This window comes from Bacillus crepusculi (genome assembly GCF_014764715.1).
GTDB lineage: Bacteria > Bacillota > Bacilli > Bacillales > Bacillaceae > Bacillus.
In genome coordinates, this window is record NZ_JACXXE010000001.1 from 290,233 (window position 1) to 304,420 (window position 14,188).

The window sequence follows — 14,188 nt, forward strand, 5'->3', positions numbered from 1 at the left end:
GTTTTTTTTCGTCAATTGGAGTATATTATACATAGACTGACCTTAAAGAATAAAGGAATGATTTGATATGATGATCATAATCTCTTCTATAATTGCGGTATGTATGGCGGTAGCCGTCATGTTTATTCGCATTAAATCATCTGCAAAACCTGCAACCGCGAAAAAAATTATTTTACCTCCTATTTTCATGAGCACTGGTGCACTGATGTTTTTGATTCCTATGTTTCAAGTCACTGGAGCCGAATTTCTTGAGGCGATTACAGTGGGGATGTTTTTCTCTATATTCCTAATTAAAACATCGAAATTTGAAATTAGAGGCAATGAAATCTATTTGAAGCGTTCAAAAGCATTTGTGTTTATTCTCATTGGTCTTCTTGTTATTCGTATTGGCATGAAGACCATTCTGAGTTCTTCCATTGATTATGGTGCGTTAAGCGGGATGTTTTGGATTCTTGCATTTGGCATGATCGTGCCTTGGCGGGTCGCCATGTATTTGTCGTTTAGAAAGCTGTCTAAACAATTAGACTTGCAGCAGGCTCAAATGAATTAAACCTCCTTTTTAAAGGAGGTTATTTAAATAGCGATTCGTATGGCGTGTGATCGATATTTTTTTCTTGAAGGCGCTTAAGTAAAAACTTATGATCCCGCTTTGGCGTAGCGATGATATAACCGCGGATGATTAAGTCTAAATTAATACTGGCGGCCTGTTCTTTTAATGCCAGCTCGCCAACTTTACCGGCAATTTTTTCTTTGGCGACATCTCTAAATAGCTCTGGAACTGGTAATACTAGCTCATTTAAAAGCTGTTTGTCCTCATCCCGCCATAGATGAAGGCTCTTTTGAATATATTCATCCTGCCAATCAAGTTCTGATTTCCCGTCTTCCTTCGGCAATCGTTTTAAAAATTTTCGAAACATAAAAAAGCCACCGATTGCAAGTAATCCGATCATCACTGTACCCCAAAATAAAATGAACCACAAAAACCAGCCGCTTAACATGTTCTCACTCCTTATACCCCTTATCTCTCTATCTTATTTTACATGAAGAGATGATAGAAGAAAATAACAAAAATGTATGTCTCTCATCTCTATAAAACGCCCCTTTTCATTGATTGCCGCCTATTTACTAGAATGACCCAAACCATCTGGTAGAAAAAGAATACATTATCGTATAGCGACTCTACTATTTGGCCATGGTGGTTCGCAAAAGGGATTGACTTGAACTGAACGGAAGAGAGCCCACCTACATGAAGGTGGGCTCTTAATGTTTGATATGCGGCATTTGAAAGGAAAATGCGCCGTCTTGATGGCGAGAATATTTTCTAATTTTTATTGATATGATTCTGTTTTCGTATACTGTGTTAATGTCTTTGTTATTCAAATAAAAAGGGAGCATGACGCTTTTTTCAATTTGCTGTTCGCCTTCATCATTTGGCTTTTGTGCCGTGAAAGCTAGAGTGAGCTCATAGCCGGCGAAGGTCAGCTTTACATCAGTGATCGTTAGGGTGGAGACATCAATCTCAATAATATAGTCACGGCTTGTTTCATAAAGATCAATTGGGAGGTGTTCATCATACCAGGCAAATGGATCATCCATTAAGACATTAAGCCAATCATCTATTTCCAGAAAATCAGAGGCATTCGCTTGCTGTTCATTCTCCATAAATACTCCTCCATCACATCTCATAATAAATCATATGTTGAAAACTGAAATGTGTGAAAGACCTAAAACATCCCGTTTGTTTCACGGGATGAGAGGGGGATGTTTACATGTCATGATGTGAATTGTGCTTTTGTCTTGTATGGTTTCGGTTCTTTACTTTTTTACTGCCTGATAATGGCTCAGGCTGTCCGCCTTGATGCTCCTTAGGAGAGTTTTGACGGATGTCTTTCCCTGAGTTTTTATTCGTCATGATTTTGCTCCTTTCTTATTGATTCTTTTTGCGTTTTTTATTATTTTGCCTTTGTTCTTCTGTTAAAACGAGCTGATCATTTTCAATATAGCCTGCACCTTTTCCTTGGCTTTTGGCTGCGTTCATGCCGTCAATCACATGATTTGCTTTTCGTTTTGTCATGTTCTATCACCTCATATATAGTCTGACCCCGCACCGCTTGGTTTATGAAGAGTAATCATTTCCTAATGATAAGATAAACTTATTGAATTTAATAAAAGCATTGTTATTTACTTATGTATGAATTTGTTTTAAGATGAAATTGTGAGAAAATTGTGGTGAAATACGACGATTTTTCTGAGAATTGAAATTGATCTTGATCATCAAAAGGGGGATTTTGGACATGTCGAAACAGCAGCAAGTCGCTAAACAAGACGCTTTTCAATCTAGAAAAACGTTTTCGACAAACGGGAAAACATATCACTATTATTCGTTAGAAGCACTAGAGAAACAAGGAATTGGAAATGTTTCTAAGTTGCCTTATTCCATTAAGGTACTGTTAGAATCAGTGCTTCGCCAAGTAGACGGTAGAGTGATCAAAAAGGAACACGTTGAAAACTTGGCAAAATGGGGAACTGCCGAGGTAAAAGAGATTGACGTTCCATTTAAACCATCTCGTGTTATTTTACAAGACTTTACGGGTGTACCAGCCGTCGTTGACCTTGCATCTTTAAGAAAAGCAATGGCAGATGTCGGAGGAGACCCGGATAAAATCAACCCTGAAATTCCAGTTGACCTTGTCATTGACCACTCAGTACAAGTTGACAAAGCTGGAACTGAAGACGCGCTAAACATTAATATGGATTTAGAATTCGAACGTAACGCAGAGCGTTATAACTTCCTTAGCTGGGCAAAGAAAGCGTTTAATAACTATCAAGCTGTTCCGCCTGCCACAGGGATTGTTCACCAAGTGAACTTAGAGTATCTTGCAAGTGTTGTTCATGCGATTGAAGAAGACGGTGAGATCATTACTTACCCAGATACGCTAGTTGGTACTGACTCTCATACAACCATGATTAATGGTATCGGTGTACTTGGATGGGGCGTTGGCGGTATTGAAGCGGAAGCTGGTATGCTTGGTCAACCTTCTTACTTCCCAGTACCAGAAGTGATTGGCGCTAAATTAGTTGGAGAGCTTCCAAACGGAACAACTGCAACTGACTTAGCATTAAAGGTCACACAAGTACTACGTGAAAAAGGCGTTGTGAACAAGTTTGTTGAATTCTTCGGACCAGGTGTTGCACAGTTGCCGTTAGCGGATCGTGCAACGATTGCGAACATGGCGCCTGAATACGGTGCTACTTGCGGATTCTTCCCAGTAGATGAGGAAGCTCTTGCTTACCTACGTCTCACTGGCCGTGATGAAGAGCAAATTAATATCGTTGAAGAATATTCTCGCGCAAATGGTTTATTCTATACGCCAGATGCAGAAGAGCCAATTTTTACTGATGTTGTGGAAATTGATCTTTCTAAAATCGAGTCAAACTTATCTGGTCCAAAACGTCCACAAGATTTGATTCCACTTTCTGAAATGAAAGAGACGTTCCATAAACATATTGAAAGCCCAGCAGGAAACCAAGGATTCGGCTTAGAAAAATCAGAGCTGGATAAACAAATCGAATTTGATCTTGCAAACGGCGAAAAAGCTGTGATGAAGACAGGCGCGATTGCGATTGCAGCAATTACGAGCTGTACGAACACCTCTAACCCATATGTATTGATCGGAGCAGGTCTTGTCGCGAAGAAAGCAAGTGAGCTTGGTATGAAGGTACCAAACTATGTGAAAACGTCACTAGCGCCAGGTTCAAAGGTTGTAACAGGATATCTTGTGAACTCAGGACTTCTTCCATATCTAAAAGACCTTGGATTTAACATTGTCGGGTATGGCTGTACAACATGTATCGGAAACTCAGGGCCTCTTGCACAAGAAATCGAAGATGCTGTTTCTGAAAATGATTTGCTGATCACTTCTGTTTTATCAGGTAACCGTAACTTTGAAGGGCGTATCCATCCGCTTGTGAAGGGGAACTACCTTGCATCTCCACCATTAGTTGTGGCGTATGCACTTGCTGGAACGGTGAATATTGATTTAACAAAAGATCCTATCGGTGTGGATAAAAATGGTGAAAACGTTTATTTCAATGACATTTGGCCTTCAATGGACGAAATCAATAGTGTCGTGAAAAGCACTGTCACACCTGAGTTATTCCGCTCAGAGTATGAAACTGTTTTCGACAGCAATGACCGCTGGAATGAAATTAAAACGACGGATGATGCCTTGTATAAATGGGATGAAGATTCCACATACATTGCGAACCCGCCATTCTTTGAGAACCTATCAGTTGAACCTGGTAAAGTTGAACCGCTTAAAGGCTTGCGCGTAGTCGCGAAGTTCGGCGACTCTGTCACAACTGACCATATTTCTCCAGCTGGAGCGATTGGGAAGGACACACCTGCAGGTAAATACTTGCAAGAAAGAGGCGTATCGCCTAGAGACTTTAACTCATACGGATCTCGACGTGGTAACCACCATGTGATGATGAGAGGCACATTTGCAAACATCCGTATTAAGAACCAAATTGCACCAGGCACAGAAGGCGGATATACAACGTATTGGCCAACTGGTGAAGTGACATCAATTTATGATGCATGCATGCGTTATAAAGAAGATGGAACGGGTCTTGCGATCTTAGCGGGTAAAGATTACGGAATGGGTTCTTCACGTGACTGGGCTGCAAAAGGAACAAACCTTCTTGGCATCAAATTTGTTCTAGCTGAAAGCTTTGAGCGTATCCACAGAAGTAACCTTGTCTTCATGGGCGTACTTCCTTTACAGTTTAAGGACGGAGAAAGTGCAGAGACTCATGGACTCACAGGAACGGAAACATTTGAAGTTGATGTTGATGAAACAGTTCGTCCGCGTGATCTTGTCACTGTGAAGGCAATTGATACAGATGGCAATGAGAAAACATTTGAAGTGCTTGTTCGCTTTGATAGTGAAGTCGAAATTGACTACTATCGTCATGGCGGTATTCTTCAAATGGTACTGCGCGAAAAATTGGCAAGCAACTAATAAAGCGAAGAAGAGAAGGCGCTCGAAAGCTTTCTCTTCTTTTTTAACATAGTGGAGGATCAATCATGTGGAAAAAAGGAATGGCAAGCGCTGTTTTACTTGTGTTGATTGGTTTACTTGCGTGGAATTTATTTGGCCCAAAAGAGCCGGCCATTGGTCTTGAAAAAGGGGATCAGGCCCCTGATTTTGAGCTCAAAACACTTGACGGTAAAACCGTATCGTTATCTGATTATCGCGGGAAAAAGGTGCTCGTCAATTTTTGGGCGACATGGTGTAAGCCATGCAAAGCGGAAATGCCGGATTTAGATGCGATTAGAAGTGAAAACGATCAAGTCGAAGTACTAGCAGTGAATTTGACGACCACTGAAAAGAGTGTAGATCATGTCGCAGCATTTCGAGATGAATTAAAGCTGAGCTTTCCTGTTTTATTGGACCAAAAAGGCATTCAAGCGAGGTATCAGGTGCTTTCATATCCAACTACATACATATTAGATGAAAAAGGACGCATCATGTCTGTGAAGCATCAAATGCTGACAAAAAAAGAAATTGAAACAGAGCTGGATCTATAATGATTCAGCTCTTTTGCTTATTTTCTAAATATTTTGGCGAAAATGAATTTATGCATATACTGGAGGTGAGTGGAATGAGAAGAAGAAAACGCCGCACATTTGAAGAGCTTGTGCTTGAAAATAAGAAAGAATTATTAAGCAATGAGGAATTTTTAAACCAGCTTGAAGAAAAGTTGGAAGAGCGATTTAGACAGAAATAAGTTATGAATTATTCGTTTTCGTTCATCCTAAAGAAGAGGGAGGGATGAATGATGGGTAGAGAGCATGATAAACAAGCGCAGTTTACACCAGACCATTTAGGGACAAAACCTGTAGCATACAAACGCAATAAAGGTAAAAAGATGCATAATAAAACAAATGAACAGCCTGATGTGATACAGACGAAGGGCGAATAATAAGGAGGGAATCATCATGAATAACGAGTCATATCAATCCAATCCAGATGATCGTTCTGATAATGTTGAAAAGCTGCAAGATATGATCGAGAACAGCCTCGAAAATATAGATGAATCTGAAGCAGCAATGGCCTTTTCGACGGATGCAGAAAAGCAAATGATCAAGCAAAAAAATGAAAACCGAAAAATGAGTATTGACGCGATGCGTTCTGAGATCAAGGACGAAGAAGCAGCAAGAAAGAATGGCTATACCGAATAAACCAGGGATTCCTGGTTTATTTTATTGTCTCTTTTTAGAAGAACCTTTAGGAATGTGGTAAAATGGCAGAGACCTTAGGTTTCGATAGGAGAGCGATGAAAACGTGTATGTATCCAAAAAAGAAATAGAAGTTCGTTATGCAGAAACAGATCAAATGGGCATTGTTTATCATGCCAATTATTTAATTTGGATGGAAGTCGGCCGAACTGCGTTGATTAAAGAACTAGGATTTTCCTATGCGCAGCTAGAAGCAGACGGTGTCCTTGCACCTGTTGTAGATCTTCAGGTTCAATATAAAAAGCCGCTACTCTACGGCGAAACAGCAATCATCCATACGTGGATTGAAGAATACAATGGTGTCAAAACAGTATATGGCTATGAAATTCAAAAGCCAGATGGACAAACGGCGATTACAGGGACAACCTCACATATTTGTGTAGACAAAGACACCTTCAGGCCTATTCAATTTAGAAAAGCCTTCCCTGCCTGGCACAAAGTATACGAACAGTCGAAAAAGCAGGGTTAATCTATGGCATTTGGTATTAAAAGAAGCGATTTGAATGCGTGGAAATCAACTGTTAGGCAAGGAAAAGTCGCCCTTTTAACACACTATTGGCTGGATGACCGTTTTCCAAATGCCAATACAGTCACAAAGGCAGCTTGTCAGGATATAGGGCAATTAATTGCTTGGGGAGAAACACATGGTTTAAAAAAAGAATGGATTCATGTTCGTGAAGGCTTTCCTCACTTTGACCTGATCGGTGAATGGCAAGAAAGGATCTTGCAAAAGGAGCGGTCTTTAGGAAACATTCAGGAGTATGGGCTATATATTGAGGTATAAAACAAAAAAGATACCCGAGGGATGAGGTATCTTTTTTGCTTATTCATAATGAAACTCTGGTTCTTTCACGGACTCGTTATAATCAATATGCAGATCATGGTTGTCAAAATACCAAATATCACTTTCCTCAATAAAGAAAGTAATACCTTCTAATTCAGCGGTTGCGCCTACATTTTGAGGTTCATCTTTTGCGACGCCGAGAGAAAAGCCTTTTTGTACATTACTGCACCCGCCATATCTCACAAAAAAGCGAACATGATCACCTTTTTCTAAATCCAGTTCATCCTTGTACCAATTCAGTGCATCATCATTTATCGTTAATTTCAATGTGATCGCCCCTTTTTGAAAGTCATGCTGTTTTTTTAAAATGCAGGATGCAAAAACAGCTTTTCTGTACTTTACCACATATTTAAACGTCATAAACGGCTAGAGCCATTTGATTTTCGGTTCAGTTTTGTTGAGAATTCGTTTGAGGTTCGCGATGTGTCTGAAGATCACAAAGCCAGCAAGAACAGCTACAACAATAATTAAGAATAGGTCTTGGGTGAATATGCTGTAAATGAATGTATAGATCCCAGTCAGCATTGATGATAAAGACACATATTTACTAATGTATAAAAATAAGAAAAAAGCAGCGATCATCGTGATAAATAAGAACGGGGCATAAAATAGCAATACGCCACCTGATGTAGCGACTGCTTTTCCACCCTTAAATTTTGCAAAGGCAGGAAAGCTGTGACCGATAACAGCAGCAACTCCTGCTAGTAAGGGGTGAATGTCCAGTTGCATGAAAAACGGTAGAGCTGAAGCGAGAGTCCCCTTTAAAATATCAGCTGTAATAACGATAGACCCTGCTTTTATCCCAAGCGTACGAAATGCATTTGTCGCACCTAGGTTCCCGCTGCCATGTTCACGGATATCGATTCCCTTTGCAGCTTTCCCGACAATGAGACCGGATGGAATACTGCCGAGTAGATAAGCCAAAATAAACATCAAAGCAATTAACATCTGCATAACTCCTTTATATTCTCCCTCTTGTCTTACATTTTAACATGATCTTATGAAAAACATGGCGATCTTTTTTTGAAAAAATAGAAGGCGAATGAATTGATCTTTGTTTTTCAGAAGAAACTTCGCTAAAATAGAGGAAAGGGAGTGTCTGGATGAATCATCCTACTAAACAAGAAATTGGTCGTATATTAAAGAGCAGCAAACGAATTGCTGTTGTGGGTTTGTCAGATCAGCCGCACCGAACGTCTTATATGGTTTCAAAAGCGATGCAGGATGCCGGTTATGACATCATTCCAGTGAATCCAACGATCGATGAAGCACTTGGCGTAAAAGCGGTTGCGTCTTTAAAAGACGTGAAAGAGCCTGTTGATATTGTGAATGTCTTTAGACGTTCTGAATTTCTGCCTGAGGTGGCAAAAGAATTTCTTGATATGGATGCACCTGTTTTTTGGGCACAGCAAGGTGTATATCATGAAGAAGCGAAAAGACTGATTGAGGAAAAAGGTAAAGTGGCCATCATGGATTTATGTATTAAAGTGGCTCATGCTATGACAAAAACGCATTAAATCGTCAAAAATCCTTGGTTTTTCAAGGATTTTTGCTTTTTTGTTGTAGAAATATATTTGCGATTCTAGAAGAAAGCGATAAAATAAGGCGACAGGGACATATCGATGACCTTGCATATCGAGAAAAAGAGCGATAAGATAAATATAGAACATTTGTTCTGTTTCGCTAAAACCATCATATGATTGCATTTGGCTTATGAAACAGTCTTGTTTATAATGGACTTCTAGTTCTGATTTCAGAACGGAGTACATTCTCATAGCCGTGCAAAAGAGCATGTATAGCTGAATCACACATGCATGGTGATGATGCAGCTTATTAAAGTGGACATTAATGAGCAGCATGATCATCATTTAAATCTAGAGAGATCATTTGATGATTAGCCGGTTATGTTTGTTAGTGAAAGGGGATTAAGCATTTGGTTAAAAAGCAGCAAGTGGATTATAACGATGATTCTATTCAGGTGCTAGAGGGGCTTGAAGCGGTCCGTAAACGTCCAGGTATGTATATTGGTTCTACGGATTCACGCGGTCTTCATCACCTTGTCTATGAGATTGTAGACAACTCTGTCGATGAAGTGCTCGCTGGCCATGGAGACCATATCATTGTCAAAATACATAAAGATAACAGCATTTCGGTCCAAGATAAAGGACGAGGAATGCCTACAGGTATGCATAAGCTTGGAAAACCGACACCTGAGATCATTTTAACTGTCCTGCACGCAGGCGGAAAATTTGGTCAAGGAGGATATAAAACAAGCGGCGGACTTCACGGGGTTGGGGCATCTGTTGTAAACGCGCTGTCAGAATGGCTCACCGTCACAATTGAACGAGATGGTTTTATTTATCACCAGCGTTTTGAAAACGGCGGCAAGCCAGCGACATCACTTGAAAAAATCGGGAAAACGAAAAAGACAGGAACACTGATCCATTTTAAGCCGGATCCAACAATGTTCAGTGTTACGACCTATAATTTCGATACATTATCAGAACGTTTAAGAGAATCAGCCTTTTTATTAAAAGGGTTAAAAATAGAGCTGATCGATGAACGCCACGATGTACAAGAAACCTTTTATTATGAGACGGGTATCGAGGCATTCGTTGCTTATTTAAATGAAGAAAAGGATGTACTCAGTGAGGTCGTCTCGTTTGAAGGGGAGCATCAGTCTATTGAAGTAGATTTTGCTTTCCAATTCAATGATGGCTACTCAGAGAATATTCTTTCCTTTGTGAATAACGTGAGAACAAAAGATGGCGGTACGCATGAATCTGGTGCAAAAACAGCAATGACGAGAGCCTTTAATGAATATGCACGTAAAGTGACCCTTTTAAAAGAAAAAGACAAAAATTTAGAAGGCACTGATATTCGAGAAGGATTGTCTGCCATTATTTCCGTCAGAATTCCTGAAGAGCTGCTTCAATTTGAAGGACAAACAAAAGGAAAGCTTGGGACAAGCGAGGCTCGATCAGCTGTTGATACTGTTATTTCTGAAAAGCTGGCTTATTTCCTTGAAGAAAATCGGGAAACGGCGACTCTTCTTGTGAAAAAGGCGATTAAAGCCCAGCAAGCAAGGGAAGCTGCTAGAAAGGCAAGAGAAGAAGCGAGAAGCGGAAAGAAACGGAAAAAGTCCGAAGCGACGCTGAGCGGGAAATTAACACCTGCTCAATCGAGAAACCCGGCAAGAAACGAATTGTATCTAGTTGAGGGCGACTCAGCGGGTGGATCAGCAAAGCAAGGACGTGACCGAAAGTTCCAAGCAGTGCTTCCGCTTCGAGGGAAGGTCATCAACACAGAAAAGGCGAAGCTTGCTGATATTTTCAAAAACGAAGAAATCAACACCATTATCCATGCAATCGGTGGCGGCGTCGGTGTCGATTTTAATGTAGAAGACATCAATTATGACAAAATTGTGATCATGACAGATGCTGATACGGATGGAGCGCATATCCAAGTTCTTCTGCTTACCTTCTTTTATCGCTATATGAAGCCGCTGATTGAGCATGGAAAAGTGTTTATTGCACTTCCGCCATTGTATAAAGTCAGCAAAGGCTCAGGGAAAAAAGAAGTCATTGAGTACGCATGGTCTGATGAAGAAATGGATGGCGTACTAAAGAAGGTAGGAAAAGGGTATACGATCCAGCGCTATAAAGGTTTAGGTGAAATGAATGCCGACCAGCTATGGGAAACGACAATGAATCCAGAGTCGAGAACTCTTGTCAGGGTAAAAATCGATGATGCTGCACGCGTGGAACGCCGCGTCACGACACTTATGGGTGACAAAGTAGAGCCGCGCCGTAAATGGATTGAAAAGAATGTCGCCTTTGGACTTGATGAGGAAAGCAACATTCTTGAAAATGAAAACTTGTCGCTAGCTGAGGAGGTTTAAACATGGCACAACAAGAACGATTTCATGATTTACCATTAGAAGAAGTGATCGGGGACCGGTTTGGTCGCTATAGTAAATATATTATCCAAGATCGTGCGCTTCCAGATGCACGTGATGGCCTAAAGCCTGTACAACGAAGAATTTTATATGCGATGTACGCAGAAGGTAACACACAAGATAAAAACTTCCGTAAAGCCGCCAAAACAGTCGGTAACGTCATTGGTAACTACCATCCGCACGGTGACTCATCTGTTTATGAAGCTATGGTGAGAATGAGTCAGGAATGGAAAGTACGAAATGTGCTGATTGAGATGCATGGGAATAACGGAAGTATTGATGGAGATCCTCCTGCTGCTATGCGTTACACAGAAGCAAGACTTAGTGCGATTGCTTCTGAGCTTTTAAAGGATTTAGACAAGGAAACAGTCGAATTTGTCGCAAACTTTGATGATACAAGCAAAGAGCCGGTTGTATTACCAGCGATGTTTCCAAACCTTCTCGTGAACGGATCAACAGGAATTTCAGCAGGTTATGCGACTGACATTCCTCCGCATCACCTGGGAGAAGTGATTGATGGGGTCATTAAACGAATCGAACAGCCGCATTGTACGGTGGATGAATTAATGACAGTCATCAAAGGACCAGATTTCCCAACAGGCGGTATTATTCAAGGTGTGGACGGCATTAAGAAGGCTTATGAAACGGGAAAAGGAAAAATTATGATTCGCGGAAAAGCGGAGATTGAAACCATTCGCGGTGGACGTCAGCAAATCGTGATCACAGAAATCCCTTATGAAGTCAATAAAGCCAACCTTGTGAAAAAGATGGACGAGTTTCGAATTGAAAGAAAAGTAGAAGGGATTTCAGAGGTTCGGGATGAGACCGACCGGACGGGCCTTCGAATCGTTGTAGAGCTGAAAAAAGAAGCAGACGCAAATGGTGTCTTGAATTTCTTATATAAAAATTCAGACCTGCAAATTCCGTATAACTTTAATATGGTTGCGATACATAATCGAAGACCGACCTTAATGACGCTCACAACAATACTTGATGCATATATTGCCCATCAAAAGGAAGTGGTGACAAATCGCTCAGCATATGAGCTTCGAAAAGCGAAGGAACGTCATCATATTGTAGATGGTTTAATTAAGGCCCTTTCTATCTTAGATGAAGTGATTGCCACAATCCGTTCGTCTAATGATAAGCGTGATGCGAAAAATAATTTGATGGAGAAATATGATTTTACAGAGGCACAGTCAGAAGCGATTGTTTCTCTCCAATTATATCGTTTAACAAATACAGATATTACGCAATTAAGAGACGAAGCAAGAGAGCTTGACGTGCGTATAGCAGAACTTGAAGATATTTTAGGGAACGAGAAAAAGCTACTAAAGGTGATCACGAACAGTTTGAAAAAGCTCAAAAAGACCTATGCTGATGAGAGACGATCTGTCATTGAGGAGAAAATCGAGGAAATTAAGATTAACCTTGAAGTGATGATCGCATCAGAGGATGTATACGTTACGGTCACGAAGGATGGGTATATCAAACGGACAAGCCAGCGATCCTATGCCGCATCTAACGGTAAGGACTTTGGTATGAAGGATACAGACCGGCTGATTCATCAGTTTGAAATGAATACAACGGATGTTCTTCTTTTGTTTACGAATAAAGGAAGCTATATTTATTGTCCGGTTCATCAGCTACCAGATATACGATGGAAAGACATGGGTCAGCATATTACGAATATTATTTCGATTGATCGTGATGAATCGATTCAAAAAGCGATTCCAATTAAGGAATTTGATGAATCGTCCTATCTTCTGTTCTTTACAAAAGGCGGTATGGTGAAGAAAACAGAGCTTCTTCAATATAAAGCGCAGCGATATTCGAAACCGCTTGTCGCTTTGAACCTAAAAGGTGACGATGAACTTGTAGATGTCCATGTGACAACAGGTCAGCAGGAATTGTTTATTGCAACGAGAAATGGTTATGGATTGTGGTTTGATGAAGAGGAAGTAAGCGTTGTGGGCCCGAGAGCGGCAGGGGTCAAAGGAATCAACTTGAAGGAAGGGGACGAGGTAGTCTCTGGACAAATCATTGATCCGAAGAACGATGTGCTTGTGCTCACGACACAAAGAGGTGCTGTGAAGCGAATGAACCTCTCTGAATTTGATAAGACATCAAGAGCGAAACGCGGAGTTCTCATGCTAAGAGAATTAAAGAAAAACCCGCACCGTATTGTGGCTGTGATCGCTGCATCCTTGCATGATACAATTGAGATGGATACAGATAAGGGTACAACGATTCCGCTTCATATCTCTACCCTAAGAGCGAATGATCGCTATAGCAATGGATCATTTGTTGTAGATGAGGAAGAACAGGGAGAAGTGACTCATGTCCTTCTGTCACCTGTACCAACTTTAGATGACAATAAATAAGCAAACGAAAACCCCCCTGTTTATCGCAGGGGGGTTCTTTTATATGCGGGTCCTTTTTTAGCTCTCATGGTTGCCAAACATGCTAGTAATGGCGTGAACCACTTCAATTCCTTGGTAGACGAAAAGAGAAAGTGAAGTGACAGAGAACAGACCTAGAATGAATAATCTTAAGAAAAATAACATCGTGTAAAACCTCCCAATTTTTGTTTTGATTTAAATGGTTGGGTTAAACACGGGCTAGTCGGAAATAAGAAGATTGATAGAATACTGCAAGTAAATGCTTCTTTTTCCGGTCAAATCGATCAGTATGAGTGATGCGTGCAAATCCAGCTGTCATACTGCCAATGATCAAAAGTGCTGTAAATGCGGCAAATACTGCGTTCACATGTTTTTGTTTCTTTTCATCGCCCATTGTCTGAACGATTTTCATTTCATGTGATTCTTGATCGGCAACCACCTTTGCATGATGGTATACCTGAACGGAATGAGGCATTGAGAATAAATGAAAACTTGCAAGTGCTATGAATAAGACTGCTAATTTTAACAGCATATTTTTTTTCATTTTTCTCACCCCTTCCTGTTTATTTTCATGATCTTACCACGTTTTCAGTTATTTGAAAAGTCTTATTTAATTACTTTCCCTCTTTAAAAAAGCGATAAACATCAGGACATCTATAGGACTGTTTCACTTCATGAAA

General features: G+C 40.4%; 19 protein-coding genes. 11 read left to right on the forward strand and 8 right to left on the reverse strand.

Annotation, left to right across the window (positions count from 1 at the left end):
• Nucleotides 1–67: 67 nt before the first annotated feature.
• Entirely contained in the window at nt 68–550 is a 483-nt protein-coding gene (locus IEE86_RS01440) for a CcdC family protein (RefSeq protein ID WP_191095607.1), read from the forward strand.
• A gap of 19 nt (nt 551–569) precedes the next feature.
• Here the strand turns inward: IEE86_RS01440 and IEE86_RS01445 are convergent, their stop codons facing one another.
• The 4 genes from IEE86_RS01445 to sspO form a co-directional block, all read right to left on the reverse strand.
• The gene (locus IEE86_RS01445; protein ID WP_191095608.1) at nt 570–998 is read right to left on the reverse strand and encodes a DUF2621 domain-containing protein; all 429 of its coding nucleotides are present in this window, start codon (nt 996–998) and stop codon (nt 570–572) included.
• Between the two features lie 262 nt (nt 999–1,260).
• On the reverse strand, nt 1,261–1,662 hold the full coding sequence (locus IEE86_RS01450; RefSeq protein WP_191095609.1) for an Hsp20/alpha crystallin family protein: 402 nt from the start codon (nt 1,660–1,662) through the stop codon (nt 1,261–1,263).
• A 103-nt stretch (nt 1,663–1,765) separates the two neighbouring features.
• Nucleotides 1,766–1,912, reverse strand: coding sequence for a small acid-soluble spore protein P (locus IEE86_RS01455; RefSeq protein ID WP_044141403.1), 147 nt, complete (start codon nt 1,910–1,912; stop codon nt 1,766–1,768).
• 15 nt (nt 1,913–1,927) lie between these two features.
• Nucleotides 1,928–2,074 carry a small acid-soluble spore protein O gene (gene sspO, locus IEE86_RS01460; RefSeq protein WP_034323737.1) on the reverse strand — a complete coding sequence of 49 codons (147 nt, stop codon included), beginning with the start codon at nt 2,072–2,074 and terminating at the stop codon, nt 1,928–1,930.
• Nucleotides 2,075–2,294: 220 nt separating this feature from the next.
• Here sspO and acnA point away from each other — a divergent pair, with 220 nt between their 5' ends.
• The 7 genes from acnA to IEE86_RS01495 all read left to right on the forward strand — a co-directional run bounded on the left by acnA (nt 2,295) and on the right by IEE86_RS01495 (nt 7,088).
• Entirely contained in the window at nt 2,295–5,024 is a 2,730-nt protein-coding gene (gene acnA / locus IEE86_RS01465) for an aconitate hydratase AcnA (protein WP_191095610.1), read from the forward strand.
• A gap of 65 nt (nt 5,025–5,089) precedes the next feature.
• On the forward strand, nt 5,090–5,593 hold the full coding sequence (locus tag IEE86_RS01470) for a TlpA family protein disulfide reductase (protein ID WP_191095611.1): 504 nt from the start codon (nt 5,090–5,092) through the stop codon (nt 5,591–5,593).
• A gap of 74 nt (nt 5,594–5,667) precedes the next feature.
• A complete protein-coding gene (locus IEE86_RS01475) occupies nt 5,668–5,793 on the forward strand; it encodes an FbpB family small basic protein (protein WP_003211002.1) in 126 nt (41 codons plus the stop codon).
• A 51-nt stretch (nt 5,794–5,844) separates the two neighbouring features.
• Nucleotides 5,845–5,988 carry an acid-soluble spore protein N gene (locus IEE86_RS01480; RefSeq protein ID WP_224740726.1) on the forward strand — a complete coding sequence of 48 codons (144 nt, stop codon included), beginning with the start codon at nt 5,845–5,847 and terminating at the stop codon, nt 5,986–5,988.
• Between the two features lie 16 nt (nt 5,989–6,004).
• On the forward strand, nt 6,005–6,247 hold the full coding sequence (tlp, locus tag IEE86_RS01485; RefSeq protein ID WP_191095613.1) for a small acid-soluble spore protein Tlp: 243 nt from the start codon (nt 6,005–6,007) through the stop codon (nt 6,245–6,247).
• Nucleotides 6,248–6,350: 103 nt separating this feature from the next.
• On the forward strand, nt 6,351–6,773 hold the full coding sequence (locus IEE86_RS01490; protein ID WP_191095614.1) for an acyl-CoA thioesterase: 423 nt from the start codon (nt 6,351–6,353) through the stop codon (nt 6,771–6,773).
• Nucleotides 6,774–6,776: 3 nt separating this feature from the next.
• Nucleotides 6,777–7,088 carry a hypothetical protein gene (locus IEE86_RS01495; protein WP_191095615.1) on the forward strand — a complete coding sequence of 104 codons (312 nt, stop codon included), beginning with the start codon at nt 6,777–6,779 and terminating at the stop codon, nt 7,086–7,088.
• A gap of 39 nt (nt 7,089–7,127) precedes the next feature.
• Here the strand turns inward: IEE86_RS01495 and IEE86_RS01500 are convergent, their stop codons facing one another.
• Both IEE86_RS01500 and plsY read right to left on the reverse strand, forming a co-directional pair.
• Nucleotides 7,128–7,415, reverse strand: coding sequence for a HesB/YadR/YfhF family protein (locus IEE86_RS01500; protein WP_191095616.1), 288 nt, complete (start codon nt 7,413–7,415; stop codon nt 7,128–7,130).
• A 99-nt stretch (nt 7,416–7,514) separates the two neighbouring features.
• Nucleotides 7,515–8,096, reverse strand: coding sequence for a glycerol-3-phosphate 1-O-acyltransferase PlsY (plsY, locus tag IEE86_RS01505; protein ID WP_191095617.1), 582 nt, complete (start codon nt 8,094–8,096; stop codon nt 7,515–7,517).
• A 155-nt stretch (nt 8,097–8,251) separates the two neighbouring features.
• Between plsY and IEE86_RS01510 the strand changes: the two genes are divergently transcribed.
• The 3 genes from IEE86_RS01510 to parC all read left to right on the forward strand — a co-directional run bounded on the left by IEE86_RS01510 (nt 8,252) and on the right by parC (nt 13,490).
• A complete protein-coding gene (locus IEE86_RS01510) occupies nt 8,252–8,665 on the forward strand; it encodes a CoA-binding protein (protein ID WP_191095618.1) in 414 nt (137 codons plus the stop codon).
• Nucleotides 8,666–9,081: 416 nt separating this feature from the next.
• Nucleotides 9,082–11,049 (forward strand): DNA topoisomerase IV subunit B, encoded by a 1,968-nt coding sequence (gene parE / locus IEE86_RS01515; RefSeq protein WP_191095619.1) that lies wholly within the window; start codon nt 9,082–9,084, stop codon nt 11,047–11,049.
• Between the two features lie 2 nt (nt 11,050–11,051).
• Nucleotides 11,052–13,490: a DNA topoisomerase IV subunit A gene (parC, locus tag IEE86_RS01520; RefSeq protein WP_191095620.1), complete on the forward strand. Its 2,439-nt coding sequence runs from the start codon at nt 11,052–11,054 to the stop codon at nt 13,488–13,490.
• A gap of 57 nt (nt 13,491–13,547) precedes the next feature.
• On the opposite strand, the gene IEE86_RS19515 is transcribed toward parC, so the two are convergent.
• Together IEE86_RS19515 and IEE86_RS01525 are read right to left on the reverse strand one after the other, a co-directional pair.
• The gene (locus IEE86_RS19515; protein ID WP_008357813.1) at nt 13,548–13,673 is read right to left on the reverse strand and encodes a hypothetical protein; all 126 of its coding nucleotides are present in this window, start codon (nt 13,671–13,673) and stop codon (nt 13,548–13,550) included.
• 43 nt (nt 13,674–13,716) lie between these two features.
• The gene (locus IEE86_RS01525) at nt 13,717–14,052 is read right to left on the reverse strand and encodes a hypothetical protein (protein ID WP_191095621.1); all 336 of its coding nucleotides are present in this window, start codon (nt 14,050–14,052) and stop codon (nt 13,717–13,719) included.
• Nucleotides 14,053–14,188: the final 136 nt, after the last annotated feature.